This window comes from Sphingopyxis flava, assembly GCF_900168005.1.
Taxonomy (GTDB): Bacteria; Pseudomonadota; Alphaproteobacteria; order Sphingomonadales; family Sphingomonadaceae; genus Sphingopyxis; species Sphingopyxis flava.
This window is the reverse complement of sequence record NZ_FUYP01000006.1, coordinates 135,257-149,713: the sequence shown is the minus strand read 5'-3', so window position 1 is coordinate 149,713 and position 14,457 is coordinate 135,257. Positions and strand designations below refer to the sequence as shown.

Annotated in this window: 15 protein-coding genes; 8 read left to right on the top strand and 7 right to left on the bottom strand. The window is 65.6% G+C overall.

The genetic code is table 11. From position 1 onward, the window contains the following. Positions 1-11 precede the first annotated feature (11 nt). The 6 genes from cpaB to B5X69_RS06875 all read left to right on the top strand — a co-directional run bounded on the left by cpaB (position 12) and on the right by B5X69_RS06875 (position 6,558). Complete coding sequence (cpaB, locus tag B5X69_RS06900) at positions 12-1,049, top strand: Flp pilus assembly protein CpaB (RefSeq protein ID WP_079637945.1); 1,038 nt, start codon at positions 12-14, stop codon at positions 1,047-1,049. A gap of 1 nt (position 1,050) precedes the next feature. After that, a complete protein-coding gene (locus B5X69_RS06895) occupies positions 1,051-2,550 on the top strand; it encodes a type II and III secretion system protein family protein (protein ID WP_079637944.1) in 1,500 nt (499 codons plus the stop codon). Between the two features lie 26 nt (positions 2,551-2,576). Further along, positions 2,577-3,218 carry a CpaD family pilus assembly protein gene (locus B5X69_RS06890; protein ID WP_079637943.1) on the top strand — a complete coding sequence of 214 codons (642 nt, stop codon included), beginning with the start codon at positions 2,577-2,579 and terminating at the stop codon, positions 3,216-3,218. Then, positions 3,215-4,492 (top strand): pilus assembly protein CpaE, encoded by a 1,278-nt coding sequence (locus B5X69_RS06885; RefSeq protein WP_079637942.1) that lies wholly within the window; start codon positions 3,215-3,217, stop codon positions 4,490-4,492. The genes B5X69_RS06890 and B5X69_RS06885 overlap by 4 nt, the downstream gene beginning before the upstream one ends. A gap of 58 nt (positions 4,493-4,550) precedes the next feature. Further along, positions 4,551-5,516: a type II secretion system F family protein gene (locus tag B5X69_RS06880; protein WP_079637941.1), complete on the top strand. Its 966-nt coding sequence runs from the start codon at positions 4,551-4,553 to the stop codon at positions 5,514-5,516. Positions 5,517-5,583: 67 nt separating this feature from the next. Continuing rightward, positions 5,584-6,558 (top strand): type II secretion system F family protein, encoded by a 975-nt coding sequence (locus B5X69_RS06875; protein ID WP_079638023.1) that lies wholly within the window; start codon positions 5,584-5,586, stop codon positions 6,556-6,558. A 59-nt stretch (positions 6,559-6,617) separates the two neighbouring features. On the opposite strand, the gene B5X69_RS06870 is transcribed toward B5X69_RS06875, so the two are convergent. Together B5X69_RS06870 and B5X69_RS06865 are read right to left on the bottom strand one after the other, a co-directional pair. Next, positions 6,618-7,619 (bottom strand): fumarylacetoacetate hydrolase family protein, encoded by a 1,002-nt coding sequence (locus tag B5X69_RS06870; protein WP_079638021.1) that lies wholly within the window; start codon positions 7,617-7,619, stop codon positions 6,618-6,620. A gap of 60 nt (positions 7,620-7,679) precedes the next feature. Beyond that, positions 7,680-8,093, bottom strand: coding sequence for a hypothetical protein (locus B5X69_RS06865; RefSeq protein ID WP_139375697.1), 414 nt, complete (start codon positions 8,091-8,093; stop codon positions 7,680-7,682). A gap of 150 nt (positions 8,094-8,243) precedes the next feature. On the opposite strand from B5X69_RS06865, the gene B5X69_RS06860 reads away from it, so the two are divergent. Next, a complete protein-coding gene (locus B5X69_RS06860; protein ID WP_079637939.1) occupies positions 8,244-9,467 on the top strand; it encodes a sensor histidine kinase in 1,224 nt (407 codons plus the stop codon). 67 nt (positions 9,468-9,534) lie between these two features. Here the strand turns inward: B5X69_RS06860 and B5X69_RS06855 are convergent, their stop codons facing one another. Beyond that, positions 9,535-9,798: a hypothetical protein gene (locus tag B5X69_RS06855; RefSeq protein ID WP_139375696.1), complete on the bottom strand. Its 264-nt coding sequence runs from the start codon at positions 9,796-9,798 to the stop codon at positions 9,535-9,537. A gap of 182 nt (positions 9,799-9,980) precedes the next feature. On the opposite strand from B5X69_RS06855, the gene B5X69_RS06850 reads away from it, so the two are divergent. Beyond that, positions 9,981-10,241: a hypothetical protein gene (locus B5X69_RS06850; protein ID WP_079638020.1), complete on the top strand. Its 261-nt coding sequence runs from the start codon at positions 9,981-9,983 to the stop codon at positions 10,239-10,241. Positions 10,242-10,289: 48 nt separating this feature from the next. On the opposite strand, the gene B5X69_RS06845 is transcribed toward B5X69_RS06850, so the two are convergent. The 4 genes from B5X69_RS06845 to B5X69_RS06830 are packed head-to-tail and all read right to left on the bottom strand — an operon-like array spanning position 10,290 to position 14,421. After that, entirely contained in the window at positions 10,290-10,574 is a 285-nt protein-coding gene (locus tag B5X69_RS06845; protein WP_079637937.1) for a hypothetical protein, read from the bottom strand. Between the two features lie 4 nt (positions 10,575-10,578). Next, entirely contained in the window at positions 10,579-13,104 is a 2,526-nt protein-coding gene (locus B5X69_RS06840) for a cbb3-type cytochrome c oxidase subunit I (RefSeq protein ID WP_079637936.1), read from the bottom strand. Continuing rightward, positions 13,101-14,054 carry a cytochrome c oxidase subunit II gene (gene coxB / locus B5X69_RS06835; protein WP_079637935.1) on the bottom strand — a complete coding sequence of 318 codons (954 nt, stop codon included), beginning with the start codon at positions 14,052-14,054 and terminating at the stop codon, positions 13,101-13,103. The genes B5X69_RS06840 and coxB overlap by 4 nt, the downstream gene beginning before the upstream one ends. Further along, positions 14,044-14,421, bottom strand: a complete 378-nt coding sequence (locus tag B5X69_RS06830; protein WP_079637934.1) for a c-type cytochrome — start codon at positions 14,419-14,421, stop codon at positions 14,044-14,046. Before B5X69_RS06830 ends, coxB begins: the two co-directional genes overlap by 11 nt. Positions 14,422-14,457 lie beyond the last annotated feature (36 nt).

Here is a 14,457-nt window from a genome sequence, read left to right as displayed (position 1 = left end):
GAAAAATCGTCATGGATACGCGAAAGATAATGCTGATCGTCGGCGCGCTGATCGTTGCAGTGGGCGCGGCTTTTGGGGTCAACCAGATGATGCGCGGGGCCTCGGCACCGACCGCGCGCGCAGCGGCGGCGCCGGAAATTTCCGGACCGACAATCCTCGTGGCAACGCGGCAGCTGCCCGCTGGCACGATCATCGGCCCGGACAGCTTCAGGTTTCAACCCTGGCCGAAGGACCTGGTCGAGAAAGCCTATTTCCTGAAAGAGAATACCGACGTCAATTCGCTGGTCGGAACGGTCGTGCGTTTTCCGATCACCGCGGGCGAACCGCTCACCCAGGGCGCGCTCGTTCATCCTGACGATCGCGGCTTCCTCGCCGCGGCCCTTGGCCCCGGCATGCGCGCCGTGACCGTCAAGGTCTCGCAGGAACAGGGCGTTGCGGGCTTTGTCTTCCCCGGCGACCGGGTCGACGTCGTGCTGTCGCAGACGATCGAGGTCAAGGAGGGCGGCGCCTATCCCGACGATCAGCTGTTTACGGCGGAGACGATCGTGCGCAACGTCCGCGTTCTTGCGACCGACCAGCGCTACGACGCAAAAGACGAAACCGGCAAGACGCCGGTTCGCACCTTCGGCTCGGTGACGCTCGAGGCGACGCCTGAAATTGCCGAGAAGATCGCTGTTGCGCAGAATATGGGCAAGCTTTCGCTCGCCCTGCGCCCGCTTGCTGAAACGAGCGGCGAACTCGAGGCCGCGATTGCCTCGGGCGAGATCGATGTGCCCGCAACGGGCGGCACCGCCGCTGAGCGCAAGATGCTCGCCGAAGTCGCGGCGCGCCCGACATCAGGCCGCACCTCGGCCACAACGGGCGGCGACGTATCGCGCTTCTGGATCCCGGTGAGGGGCCGCGTCGGAGGCAGCGGAGCCGCGCCGCAGCAGGCTGCCTATGCGGGTGCTCCGGCAGCGGGCGGACGCCCGGCGCCGATGTCGAGCGGTCCAGTCGTTCGCGTGACCCGCGGTGACAAGACGACCGAAGTTCCGGTTGGGGGAAAGTAAGATGAACCGCAAAGCCAAAATGAAGGCGGCCGCGCTGGCCCGGACCCTGGCCATCGGCCTGGTCTCGGCGGCCCTGATTTCCGCCCCGTCGCAACAGGCCTCGGCGCAAGCGACCCAGAATGCGAGCTCGAGCATCGACCTGTCGGTGGGCCGCGGCCGTCTGATCAGCCTGCCCGCCCCGATGGTCGACGTCTTCGTCGCGAACGACGGGGTAGCCGACGTCCAGGTTCGCTCGGCGCGCCAGCTCTACATATTCGGCAAGGCGCCGGGCGAGACGAGCATCTATGCCACCGACGCCAGCGGCCGGGTGGTCTATTCGACCGTCGCGCGCGTCGGGAACAATATCGAGACGATCGACCAGATGCTCTCGCTCGCCATGCCCGAGGCGAAAATCGCGGCAAACACGATGAACGGCTTCGTGCTGCTCACCGGCACGGTGGAGTCGCCCGACGATGCCGCCGAGGCTGAACGGCTGGTGCAGGCCTTCGTCGGCGAAGGGACCAAAGTGCTCTCCCGCCTGCGCACCGCGACGCCGCTCCAGGTCAACCTGCAGGTCCGCATCGCCGAGGTGAACCGCTCGCTGGTCAAGGAAATCAGCGGCAATATCCTCACCCGCGACCGCGATGGCCCCCTTGGTAACGGCTTCCTCGGCGGGGTCTTCGGCGGCCGCACCGCCGGTAACATTCTTTATCCAGGAGAAGGCGATCCGCCGATCCCCCCCGGGTCGACGGCTTACCAGATTACGACGCCTAGCGGTACGCGCAGTATCGCAGGGGCGGGCCGCCTCTTTGGTCTCGACCTTATCGCCTCGCTCGACATGGGCGAGCGTTCGGGAATGGTGGTGACGCTCGCGCAGCCCAACCTCACGGCGATCTCGGGTGAAACTGCCGATTTCCTCGCAGGCGGCGAATTCCCGATTCCGATCCCCGGCAATTTTGCGGGAACGACGATCGAATATCGCAAATATGGTGTGAGCCTCGCCTACACGCCCACCGTGCTGTCGAATGGCCGCATCAGCCTGCGCGTGCGGCCCGAGGTTTCGGAGCTGTCGACCGAAGGCGCAATCGAGATGGAAGGCTTCCAGATCCCCGCGCTGACGATCCGCCGCGCCGAGACGACCGTCGAACTCGGCTCAGGCGAGAGCTTCATGATCGCCGGCCTGATGAACAACCGCGCGATCGGCGCGATCGACAAGATGCCAGGCCTTGGCGATGTGCCGATCCTTGGCACCTTGTTCAAGTCGGACAGCTTCCGCCGCGGCGAAACCGAACTGGTCATTGTCGTGACCCCCTATCTGGTGAACCCGGTTTCGGCGAACGATATCAAGCTTCCAACCGATGCCTATCAGGTTGCGAACGACGCGGCGCGATTGTTTCTCAACCAGACAAGCAACGGCGTGAGCGGCGGCGATCGGCCCAAGCCGCGCCTCGACACCTCGGCGGGCGACGCCGACCGGCTACGCGGCGGTGACGACGTATCGCCTGGCTTCAGCATCAAGTGACGCGCTGGTTTTCAGGGAGCAAAGTGATGAAGAAAATCGCAACTTGGACGACGCTCGCACTGGTCACGACGCTTGCGGGCTGCACGGGCAGTGCCAACAGCAATATGGGCCTCGATTCGGTGCACCAGCCGGTCGTGCGCAATCACATCTACCAATTCGACGTCGCGGCCACCGGCGGCGAACTCCCGCCGAGCGAGCAGGGCCGTCTTCAGGGCTGGTTCGATGCGATGGGCCTGCGCTACGGCGACCGGATCGCGATCGAGGACCCTGCCGCCTATGGCAATGACGGCGCGCAAGCCGCGGTGCGGGCGATCGTCGAACGCCGCGGCCTGCTCGTTGGCACCGATGCGCCCGTCACTACGGGCGCAATCCCGCCGGGCCATATCCGTATCGTCCTGACGCGCGCATCGGCCTATGTGCCGGGCTGCCCCGATTGGGCGAGCAAGTCCTCGATCAATCCCAACAACGCAACCTCGTCCAACTACGGCTGCGCGACGAACAGCAATCTCGCCGCGATGGTCTCCGACCCCAATGACCTCATCAAGGGGGCTGCCGGCGAGCGGTACGATCCGAATACCGCAAGCCGCGCCATCAAGACCTATCGGGAAAAGCCGCCGACGGGAGCCGGCGAACTGCGGGGTGAAACGACGAACGGGGGTGGCAAATGAACGCGCCTTTCAAAGCAATCGGGCTGCGTGAGCCCTTTAACGCCTTCGTGTGCGACGATGATACGCTGGAGCTGATCCGCATCGCCGCGGCCGACATGGGCTGGCCTATTGAGAAGTGCAACAAGGGCGGTCTTCGCAATGCCGTCCAGTCGCTCTCCGTGTCGGCGAGCCCGAACATCCTGTTCGTCGACATGTCCGAATCAGGCGATCCCATCAACGACATCAACGCGCTTGCCGAAGTGTGCGAGCCGGGCACCGTCGTGATCGCCGCCGGGCAGGTCAATGACGTGCGCCTCTATCGCGATCTTCTTTCGAGCGGAATCCAGGATTATCTCCTGAAGCCCCTGTCGCTTGACCAGGTCCGTGAATCGCTGACCATGGCGCAGGCGATGCTGGCTGCGCCCAAACATGCGGACATGCTCGACGACAAGCCGCATCACATGACCGCAGTGGTCGGTGTGCGCGGCGGCGTGGGCGCCTCGCTCGTTTCGACCTCGCTCGCCTGGGTGATGAGCGAGCAGGCCGGCCGCCAGACGGCGCTCCTCGATCTCGACATCCATTTCGGGACTGGCGCGCTGACGCTCGACCTTGAGCCGGGGCGCGGCCTGATCGACGCGATCGACAATCCGAGCCGCATCGACGGCCTGTTCATCGAGCGCGCGATGGTTCGCGCCTCGGACAAGCTTAGCCTTTTGTCGGCCGAAGCGCCGATCCACCAGCCGGTGATGACGGACGGCTCCGCCTTCTTCCAGCTGGAAGAAGAGCTGCGCAACGCGTTCGAAATGACGATCGTCGACATTCCGCGCCAGGTGCTGATCCCCTTCCCGCACCTTGTGGCAGAAGCGGGAACGATCCTGCTCGTCAGCGACGTCACGCTCGCCGCGGCGCGCGACACGATCCGGCTCTTGTCCTGGTTCAAGCAGAATGTGCCGAGCGCGCGCGTCATCCTGGTGGCCAACAAGTTCCAGAGCACGATTGGCGAGCTTTCGCGCAAGGAGTTCGAATCCTCGATCGAACGCGATGTGGACGTCACCATCCCGTTCGATCCGAGGCTGGTCAGCCAGTCGGCAAAGCTTGGCAAATCCTATGCCGAGATTTGCAAGGGCACCAAGGCAGGTCAGGTGTGGACGCATCTGATGCGCCTCGTCCTCGACGGCGCCGAAGAGGCCGAGGAAGTCTCCGCCTCGGCCCGCGGCCAATCGGGTGCCTCGCTTCTCGGCAAGCTCGGCAGCCTTGGCAATCTGGTGACGAAAAAGACCGCAAAACAGTTGTGACGAGTCCGCCGGTCAAAGTGGCCCACTATCGTTCCCATCGCCAATCGGACGTACGATCATGACCCTGCCTACGCTGATTATCGCAGCCTGCTTCCTGGCTTTCGTCTTCGTCGTTCTGCTGTTCGGCGGACCTTCGGTCAGCAAGGCGAAGAGCCGCCGCCTTGCGATGATGAAGGACCGTCATGCCGCTTCAACAGAAGCGGTGGTTGCAGCCCAGATGCGCAAGACGATCCAGGCGGCCAGCGGACAAGGCAGCAGCCTCACGAGCCTCATGCCGCGGCGCGAGCAGATGGAATTGCGCCTGCGCCGGACGGGCAAGGGCTGGACGGTCAGCCAGTATATGTTCGCATCGATGGGGCTGTTCGTGGTGATGACCGGCGCGCTCCTCGTCCTTCGCACACCCTTCGTGCTCGCCGCATTGATCGGCGTGATGGCGGCGGTCGGCCTGCCCTATTTGGCGACGGGCCGGCTGATCAAGCGGCGCGTCGCGGCCTTCAATGCCCGTTTTCCCGACGCCATCGACCTGCTCGTTCGCGGCCTCAAATCGGGGCTTCCGGTGACCGAGACCTTCCAGGTCGTCAGCCAGGAGCTTCCCGGGCCCGTCGGTGAGGAATTTCGCGGGGTGGTCGAGCGCATCCGCATCGGCAACACGATGGAGGCCGCGCTTCAGGAATCGGCCGAGATGCTCGCAACCCCCGAGTTCCAGTTTTTCTGCATCACGATCGCTATCCAGCGAGAGACGGGCGGCAATCTGGCTGAGACGCTCGGCAATCTCTCGGACGTGCTGCGCAAGCGCGCACAGATGAAGCTCAAGATCCGCGCGATGTCGTCGGAGGCCAAGGCCTCGGCCTATATCGTCGGTGCCCTACCCTTCTTCGTGTTCGGCATCGTGTGGACGATGAATCCCGAATATCTCTCGGGCTTCTTTCACGAACAGCGGCTCATCGTGACCGGGCTCGGCGGCCTCGTCTGGATGAGCATCGGCGCGTTCATCATGTCGCGCATGATCAGCTTCGAGATCTGAGGAGACGGCCGTGAACAGCAATCTTCTCCTCGTCGCCTTCTCCGGACGCCAGGCCGGACCCACGCTGATGGGCGTCGACGTCGTCTGGGCGGCGACGATGCTCGCTGCGGTCGGCGTCTTTGCCGTGCTGCTCGCCGTCTACGGCGCGCTCACCGTGCGCGATCCGATGGCCAAGCGCGTCAAGGCCCTCAACGACCGCCGCGAGCAGCTCAAAGCGGGCATCACCGCCTCGACCGCAAAGCGCCGCGTAAAACTGGTTCGCAAGAACCAGACGGCCGACAAGATGCGCAGCTTCCTCGGCAAGCTGCAGGTGCTTCAGGACGAGCAGATCAAGGATGTGCAGCAAAGGCTCGCGCAGGCCGGCATCCGCTCGAAGGATCTGGCGGTTGCGGTGATCTTTGGGCGGCTCGTGCTGCCGATCCTCCTCGGCGGTCTTGCCGCCTTGCTGATCTATGGCATCGATCTCTGGCCCGACCTCACTCCCTTCAAGCGCTCCGCCGCGACGATGGGGGCGCTGCTCCTCGGCTACAAGGCGCCCGACCTCTTCGTCGATAACAAACGGCAGAAGCGCACCGACGCCATCCGAAAGGGGCTTCCCGACGCGCTCGACCTCCTCGTGATCTGCGCCGAGGCCGGCTTGACCGTCGACGCTGCCTTCAGCCGAGTCGCCAAAGAACTGGGCCGCGCCTATCCCGAACTCGGCGAGGAGTTCGCGCTGACCTCGATTGAACTTGGCTTTCTCACCGAGCGCCGTCAGGCGTTCGAGAACCTCGCCTATCGCGTCGATCTTGAATCGGTGAAGGGCGTCGTCACGACCATGATCCAGACCGAGAAATACGGCACGCCGCTTGCGAGCGCCTTGCGCGTTCTTTCGGCCGAATTCCGTAACGAGCGCATGATGCGCGCCGAGGAGAAGGCAGCCCGGCTCCCGGCAATCATGACGGTGCCGCTGATCCTCTTCATCCTGCCTTGCCTGTTCATCGTGATCCTCGGACCCGCGGCTTGTTCGCTCAAGGACGCGCTCGCGGGGTCGATGTCCTGACCAAGCGGACCGAGGTTCGGCCATAGGGGGGCGGGAGGCATCTCCCGCCCCTTTTGGTGTCAGGCGACCTGCTGCTCGATCGCCCCGAAGATGCTGTGGTGGCGCTCGTCATCCATCCAGATGCGCACAGTATCGCCCTTTTTCAGAAAAGGCGTTCTGGGTTCGCCCTCAAGGATCGTCTCGACCGTCCGCACCTCGGCGAGGCAGCTATAGCCGAGCCCGCCCTCTGCGATCGGCTTGCCCGGCCCCCCGCCCGCGTCGCGGTTCGACACGGTGCCCGACCCGATGATCGTCCCGGCCCCCAAGTTGCGGGTCTTCGCCGCGTGCGCGATGAGCGCGCCAAAGTCGAAAGTCATGTCGACCCCGGCGTCGGCGCGGCCGAGCGGTTTGCCGTTGAGGTCAACGCAAAGCGTTCCGTGAAGCTTGCCATCGCGCCACCGGTCACCGAGCGAGGCAGGGGTCACGAAAACCGGCGACATCGCGCTTGCGGGCTTGGACTGAAAGAAGCCGAACCCTTTGGCGAGCTCGGCCGGGATCAGGCCGCGCAGCGATACGTCGTTGGTGAGCCCGACGAGCAGGATCTTGTCGCGCGCCGACGCCGCGTCGATGCCCGCCGGCACGTCATCTGTCACCACGACAACTTCAGCTTCCATGTCGCAGCCCCACGCCGGATCACCAAGCGGAATCGGGTCGCGCGGGCCGAGAAAACCATCGCTGCCGCCCTGGTACATCAGCGGATCGTGCCAGAAGCTGTCGGGCATCTCGGCTCCGCGGGCCTGCCGGACCAGCGCGACATGGTTTACATAGGCGCTGCCATCGGCCCACTGAAAGGCGCGCGGCAACGGCGAGGCCGCGTCGCGCTCATGAAAGCGCTCCTTCGGAATCACATCATGGTTGAGATCCTTAGCCAGCGCCGCGAGCCGCGGGGCGACCTCATCCCAATTGTCGAGCGCATTCTGCATCGTCGGCGCGATGGACGCAGCATCCGCGCACCAGGCAAGATCATCCGACACGACAACGAGCCGTCCGTCGCGGCCGGCCTTGAGCGAAGCTAGTTTCACGCAATATCCTTTGTCTGCGATGCGCAGCAAAGCCGCCATCGCATCAAGGGAATTCGATGGTCAGCGAGGCATCTGGATCGATGCGAAACAGGTAAAGCCCGACTGGCCCGCCTGCAAGCGCCGGATATACTGGAGATAGGCCTGCGACTGTTCATAGCTTGCGCCCGGCAGTGTCTGGCCGCGGAAGGCACGCTTGACCTCCTCGCCCGTGAAGGGACGCGGCGAACCGGGGAAGGCTCCCTTGGTTCCGGCCGGAACAAGCTGACCCTGGCCGTCGATATATTGGCCCGCCCCTGTAGCGCCGGGCACGGGAATTTCGCAGTTCATCACCGACACGGCGGTCTGCGCAAAGGCCGGACGGATCGTGAGCGCCGTCGACACGCCGGCGGCGCCGAGCGCAAGCATCCTGCGGCGCGAGGGAATGGCCTCATCCGCCTCGCCGATGCACCCAGCCGGAGTGTCGCTCTTTTCCATGTCGACGCGCATAGCCCATCCGCCCCCCGCGCGAAAAGGAAAAGCCGCAAGCCCTCCGTCCCCATCCCGTTTTGGCACAGTCGCCCGGGAAGAATTTAAGATGCGCGAATGGCTTGCACGCCAGGTCTGCGCATGCGAGGCCCCAGCGCGATGTTCGATCGCCTATCCAGCCTGATCATCGCGCTGACGCTGATCGCAATTGCGGCGATTCTCGCAGCGTTGGCCCCGGACCAGGCACTGGCGCTCGCCCTCCTTACCCTTGCCGGCTTCGCCGCGGCTGCAATCCTCTACCTAGCCGTCCCCGCGGCGCCAACCGAGGCGCATACTGCGGCCTCGGCCCCGTCCTCTTCCGCCCCCTCGCTGCTCCGCCACCCCGGCTTTGCGCGCTGGGCCGGCCAGGAAGCGGATCCGTTCATCGGCACCAGAGGCAATGTCGTTACCTTTGCAAATGATGCCGCGCTCGAGTTGCTGGGCCCCCATATCGCCGGGGCCGACATCCGCACCGCGATTCGCCATCCAGCTGCGGCAGAATGGCTGGCAGACGCGGGAAAGCCCGGGACGCCGCAGGAGGTCAGCCTCGTCGATTTCCCGCGCCCGGGCCAGCGCTGGACGATGCGCGCCGCCGCGCTGCCTGAGGACGAGCGTATCATCATCCTCTCCGACCGCTCGGCGATTGACGCCGCTGAGCGGATGCGGTCGGACTTCGTGGCCAACGCCAGCCACGAGCTGCGCACCCCGCTCGCGGCGATTTTGGGCTATGTCGAGACGCTGCAGGACCCAGACGGCGATGCCGATCCAGCTCTGCGCCGCCGCTTCCTCGCGATCATCGAGCGTGAAGCGCGGCGGATGCAGCAACTCGTCCTCGATCTTTTGTCGATCTCGCGCATCGAGGCCGACCGCTTCCGCCGCCCGACCGCGCCGGTCGATCTTGCGGGCGTCGTGGGAGACACAGTTGCGCAGCTGCGCGAAACCGACGACGCGCGCGCGCAGGATATTGTCCTGACGCGGCCCGATGATCCTATGCCGATACTGGGCGATACAGCGCAGCTCGCACAGCTTGCGCACAATATCATCACGAACGCGATGAAATATGGCCGCGCAGGGACGCCGATCATCGTCAGGCTCGAACGCACGTCCGGCCGCGTGCGCCTCAGCATCAGCGACGAGGGTGACGGTATCGCGCCTGCGCACCTGCCCCGGCTCACCGAGCGCTTCTACCGCGCCGACGAAGCGCGCAGCCGTGCGGTGGGTGGAACGGGGCTCGGACTCGCGATCGTCAAGCATATCAGCGAGCGGCACCAGGGTCAGCTCGACATCGCGAGCGAGGTCGGCCGGGGAAGCTGCGTATCGGTAAGCTTTCCGCCCGCGCAATGAGCGCACGCGAAGGGCGGCAAAGTCTCCCTTGCCGCCCTCCTGGCGATAGGCGCAAAAAAAGCGCGGATCAGCCCTGCGGATCCGGAGCCGGCTCTTCGCTCGGAGCAGGAGCCGGCTGATCCGAAGGCGCGGGCTCCTTGTCCGGCGTCGGAGCGGGCGCCGGCTGGTCGCTCGGAGCAGGGTCAGTGGTCGGCGCAGGCTCCTCGTCAGGCGCGGGCGCCGGGGCCGGTTCTTCGGTCGGCGCGGGCGTGCTCGTCTCCTGAGCCATCGCCGCCATCGGCGCCATCACAAAGCTTGCCGCCACAGCGGACATCATAACAATCTTACGCATGGTTACTCCTTTGCATGAGGCGAAGGAGCCAAAAGGAAGTGCCCCTCGCCGCAGGCCTGCCATTCCCCGCAGACCTCGACGGTGCCAACGGGCTCCTTTTGCTCAAGTTCCCCAGTGCCAGATGAATGCATCCATTTGCACGGCAGAGCGTTTTATCATTTGAAACAAGGCGGATGGACTTCATGGCGATCGAATGCACAGCTTATCGCGACGACAAGGGGGGTCTTCACCCCACGCCGGAGCGCGCGACTCTTGCCGACTTGGCGAGTGTCCTCGGCCGGGTCGGCGAAGAAGGAGGCATGACCGCCGGCGTCGCCAAGCTCATTTTCGAAAAGCGCGAAGATATCGAACGGGTCTTTGCCGAGCATGATCATATGCTGGCCGCCGCCGCGGGCGACGCGGGGGCGTCGGGAGAGGTTATCACGCTGAAGGGAGCGGGCTGAGAGCCGCCTCCCCGTCCGTCATTCCGGCGATTGGTCGCGCGACGATCTCTACGCGAGCAGCGCGGGCAAACCCTGCCAAAGGATCGCGAGCGCGCCGATCCCCAGCCCGGCAAACGCAAGCTGCATCCGCCATTTCCCGAAGAAATCTCGCGGCGGCATCCGCATGACCGCCGCTGCCAGCAAGGCGCAGATCGCCAGGCAGACTCCGGTCAGCGCGGCGATAGCAAGGCGAGACGCGAATCCATCGCCGATGAATTCGCCGATCCCGTAGAGAATGAAGAAATGCGCCGCCCAAATGAGGAGGCCGGACAGCATGATGGCCCAGGCCCGCATCGCGCTATGCTCCGACCGCGCGCGTAAAGAGCGCGCCGACGAGACCCTGGATCGCGGCATAGGCGAGGAACAACATGGTCAGGTCGATGCTCGTGTTGGCGGGCCGGGTCACCAGGCCGCGCAGCGCGCGGGCCGCGCAATAGCCCGCCATCAGGGCGCCGGTCGCCACTGCAGCGCCCTGCAGCGCCAGAAGCGCGAAGACCGCTGCGCCCTGCCCGCTTGCCTCTGCCGCGAACCCTGCGGCCGCCCACTGTCCCCGATCGAGCCACAAAGCGCCGCCCAAAGCGGCGGTCGACAAGACGAAGGCCACGACCGGCCAGGCAGCCCCGCGCAGCAGCAGGCGCCGTCCGCCGATCGCCAGCGCCGCGGCGGCGAGGTCGAGGAGCAGGATTGGCACGGCGCCCCGAAAGGCAGGCGGCGGCGCCCAATAGGACGGCTGGTTCGACCACAGGAAAGCGAGGCTGAACAGGCCCATGACGAAGATCATGCCCATCACGATCAGCAGAATGACCATCGCCCACCAGCCGTGACTCGCGCTGCCCGTGACATAGGTCGGCACCTCGATGCCAGCGCCGATGTCTACCCGCTCCGCCGCGACCCGCCGATCGCTTTCCCACAGCCAGCGCAGCACGGCGATGACCGCGAACAGCCCGCTTGCCAGGCCGAAACCATAGGCCTGCACCGTCAGCGCAAGAAAGAAGCCCGCCGTGAAGATCGCCGCGGCAATCGGCCACGGCGAGGGGCCGGGCAATATCTGAAGATACTGGGGCTCGGCGCGGAGCGGGCTGGTGACGATCGTCTCGCGCAGTCCGGTCGCCGAACGCGGCAGGAAGTAGCGCCCCGCCTCGACCCGCGCCGCGAGCGCAGGATCGTCCCACAGCGGCTCGCGGCTGGCCACCACCGGGATCGAGCGCACCGAATAGAGTTCGGTAGGCAACCATTCGAGCGTACCGGCGTCATGGACGTTGCCCGCGGTTCCGCCCCCCGGCGCGAAGCGAAAATTCCGAACGAGATCGACCAGGAACAGCAGGACGCCGGCCGCGAGCAGAAAGGCGCCGACCGTCGAGACGAGATTGGGAAGCGCAAGGCCCTGGCCCGGCAGATAGGTAGAGACGCGCCGCGGCATTCCCTGAAGCCCCGACAGGTGCATCGGGAGGAAGGCGATGTTCATGCCCGCGAACATCAGCCCGAACACCCACCGGCCCAGCCGGTCGGACAGCGGCCGCCGGCTGATCGACGGAATCCAGTAATAGAAGGCGGCGAACAGCGGAAAAACCATCCCGCCGATCAACACATAGTGGAGGTGCGCGACGATGAAATAGCTGTCGTGCGCCTGCCAGTCGAAGGGCACCATTGCGACCATCACGCCCGTCAGGCCACCGGTCACGAAGATGAGGATGCTGCCGATGACGAACAGCCCCGGCGCGCTGTACCGGGGCTTGCCGACCGCCAGCGTCGCGATCCATGCAAAGACCTGGATGCCGGCGGGAATGCTGACCGCCATCGACGCCGCCGAGAAGAAGCCGGTGGTCATCGGCGGCAGACCGGTGGCGAACATATGGTGCGCCCAGACGCCGAAGCTGATGAAGCCGGTCGCGAGCAGCGCGAGGACGATCAGCCGGTAGCCGACCAGTTCGGTTCTTGCGACGGTGGCGACGATCATGCTGACCATTCCCGCGGCGGGCAGGAAGATGATGTAGACCTCCGGGTGGCCGAAGAACCAGAAGAGATGCTGCCACAAGAGCGGATCGCCGCCGCGCCCCGCGTCGAAGAAAGGCCAGCCGAAAGCGCGTTCGATCTCGAGCAGCAGCGTTGCGAGGATGACGCTGGGAAAGGCGATCACGATCATCGCCGCGAATACGAGCATCGCCCACGCGAAGATCGGCATCCTGTCGAGGCTCATCCCCGGCGCGCGCGTCCGGAGGACCCCGACGATGATCTCGATCGCGCCGGCGATCGCGCTGATTTCGATGAAGCCGATGCCGAGCAGCCAGAAGTCGGTGTTGATCCCCGGCGAATAGGCCTTGGAGGTCAACGGCGGATACATGAACCAGCCGCCGTCGGGTGCAAGACCGACGAAGATTGACGCGAAGAAGCACAGGCCGCCCACCGCATAGGCCCAGAAGGCATAGGCGGAGAGGCGCGGGAACGGCAGATCGCGCGCCGCCAGCATCTGGGGGAGCAGCAGAACGCCTGCCGCCTCGACCGCGGGAACCGCAAAGAGAAACATCATCACCGTGCCGTGCATGGTGAAAACCTGATTATAGACCGCCTGCGGCAGCACCTCCATGAGCGGCGCAGCAAGTTGCACACGCATCAGCAGCGCGAGGATTCCGGCCAGCAGGAAGAAGAGAAAGGCGGTGCCGAGATAATAGAGGCCGATATAGCTGTTGTTGACCGCGGTCAGATAGTCCCATCCCTTTGGCGCGCACCAGATGTGAGCGAGTTCCTCCTTTTCTTCGTCGGGCCGCGGCGCGCGGGTTGGAAAGCGCGCGTAAAGCGCAGGATCGAAGCCCGTTTCCGAGCTCATTCGAGGCCTCGAAGATAGGCGGCGAGCGCGCGCAATTCCCGGCCGCTGAACTGATGGTAGGCGGGCATGCGGTTGCCGGGCTTGATCGCCTGGCTGTCGGCGATCCAGCCCGCCATCGTGCCCGGATTGTTGGGCAAGATGCCCGCGCCGAGCGTCTGGCGCGAACCGACATGGGTGAGGTCGGGACCGGCGAGCCCGTTCGCCGCCGTGCCGCGGATGGTGTGGCAGGCCGCGCAGCCGCTCGCGAGAAAAAGGTCAAGCCCCGGCCCACCGCCTCCATCCGCCGGCCGGCGCGCGGCGCGCCAGCGCTCGAAATCCTTCGCGCTATGCGCGACCACGACGAAGCCCATCAGCGCATGGGGACCGCCGCAATATTCGGCGCACTGGCCCTTGTAGACGCCGGGTCGGTCGGCCTCGATCAGCAGCTTATTGGTGCGCCCCGGGATCATGTCCATCTTTCCGGCGAGGCGCGGGATCCAGAAACTATGGATGACGTCGGCCGATTCGAGTTCGAGCAGGACCGGCCGCCCCACCGGAATATGAAGTTCGTTGGCGTCGCGCAGCGCCTCCTGTCCCCGCGCGTCGAGATAGTGGACGCGCCACCACCACATTTCGCCGATGATCCGCACGCGCATGGCATCAGTCCCGGGCTGCGGCGAGAGCGAACTCGTCAGCGAAAGCCCCCAGATCAGGAGCCCGGTCAGCACCACCGCCGGAAATAGGAAACCGCCGAGCCAGATCGCGCGCTCGCCGCCGAGCTTGGCCTTGAGCCGCTTGGAGCCGAACAGCGCGGTGCCGAGCGCGGCCACGACGATTGCCAGCACGACCGCACCCCCGATCAGCAACGCCCAGGCGAGCAGCGTCACCGGCTCCGCATAGGGACCACCGGGGTCCAGCACCGGCGGCGGCCAACCTGCGCTGGTCGAGGCGAGAAGGAACCTATTGCTCATGCAGGCTCTGCAGCCAGGCGGCGATATCGCGCGCGTCCTCGTCACGCATCGGAATGGCCGGCATCGCCGTGCCCGGAACAAGCGCGGGAGCATCGCGAACGAACGCGGCGAGACGGACGGGGTCGTTCGGAAGCTGCCCCGCGATCATCGCGCGATCCCCGAACCCATCCAGCGCCGGGCCGACCCGCCCCTTCGGCCAGGCGCTGTCGGGCATGGCGTGGCAGGCGCCGCAGCCAAGCCGCCTGGCGGCATCCCGGCCGCGTGCGATGGCGGCCGCACCAGCGTCATGGGGCGCGATTTCGGCGGGGTGGCAGGCACCGAGCAGCAGCGTCCCCACGGCTGCGATCATGACCTCCTCGCGGGCCATACCATCTCCTGCGGGCGATTTCCTTCAAGGAACCAC

Excerpts from the sequence above, each read along its gene's own strand:
- B5X69_RS06880 (WP_079637941.1), top strand. The coding sequence starts at position 4,551 with ATGACCCTGCCTACGCTGATTATCGCAGCCTGCTTCCTGGCTTTCGTC.
- B5X69_RS06830 (WP_079637934.1), bottom strand. The coding sequence starts at position 14,421 with ATGGCCCGCGAGGAGGTCATGATCGCAGCCGTGGGGACGCTGCTGCTC.
- B5X69_RS06885 (WP_079637942.1), top strand. The coding sequence starts at position 3,215 with ATGAACGCGCCTTTCAAAGCAATCGGGCTGCGTGAGCCCTTTAACGCC.
- B5X69_RS06845 (WP_079637937.1), bottom strand. The coding sequence starts at position 10,574 with ATGCGGGCCTGGGCCATCATGCTGTCCGGCCTCCTCATTTGGGCGGCG.
- cpaB (WP_079637945.1), top strand. The coding sequence starts at position 12 with ATGGATACGCGAAAGATAATGCTGATCGTCGGCGCGCTGATCGTTGCA.
- B5X69_RS06855 (WP_139375696.1), bottom strand. The coding sequence starts at position 9,798 with ATGCGTAAGATTGTTATGATGTCCGCTGTGGCGGCAAGCTTTGTGATG.
- B5X69_RS06865 (WP_139375697.1), bottom strand. The coding sequence starts at position 8,093 with ATGGAAAAGAGCGACACTCCGGCTGGGTGCATCGGCGAGGCGGATGAG.
- B5X69_RS06860 (WP_079637939.1), top strand. The coding sequence starts at position 8,244 with ATGTTCGATCGCCTATCCAGCCTGATCATCGCGCTGACGCTGATCGCA.
- coxB (WP_079637935.1), bottom strand. The coding sequence starts at position 14,054 with ATGAGCAATAGGTTCCTTCTCGCCTCGACCAGCGCAGGTTGGCCGCCG.
- B5X69_RS06875 (WP_079638023.1), top strand. The coding sequence starts at position 5,584 with ATGGGCGTCGACGTCGTCTGGGCGGCGACGATGCTCGCTGCGGTCGGC.
- B5X69_RS06895 (WP_079637944.1), top strand. The coding sequence starts at position 1,051 with ATGAACCGCAAAGCCAAAATGAAGGCGGCCGCGCTGGCCCGGACCCTG.
- B5X69_RS06850 (WP_079638020.1), top strand. The coding sequence starts at position 9,981 with ATGGCGATCGAATGCACAGCTTATCGCGACGACAAGGGGGGTCTTCAC.
- B5X69_RS06840 (WP_079637936.1), bottom strand. The coding sequence starts at position 13,104 with ATGAGCTCGGAAACGGGCTTCGATCCTGCGCTTTACGCGCGCTTTCCA.
- B5X69_RS06890 (WP_079637943.1), top strand. The coding sequence starts at position 2,577 with ATGAAGAAAATCGCAACTTGGACGACGCTCGCACTGGTCACGACGCTT.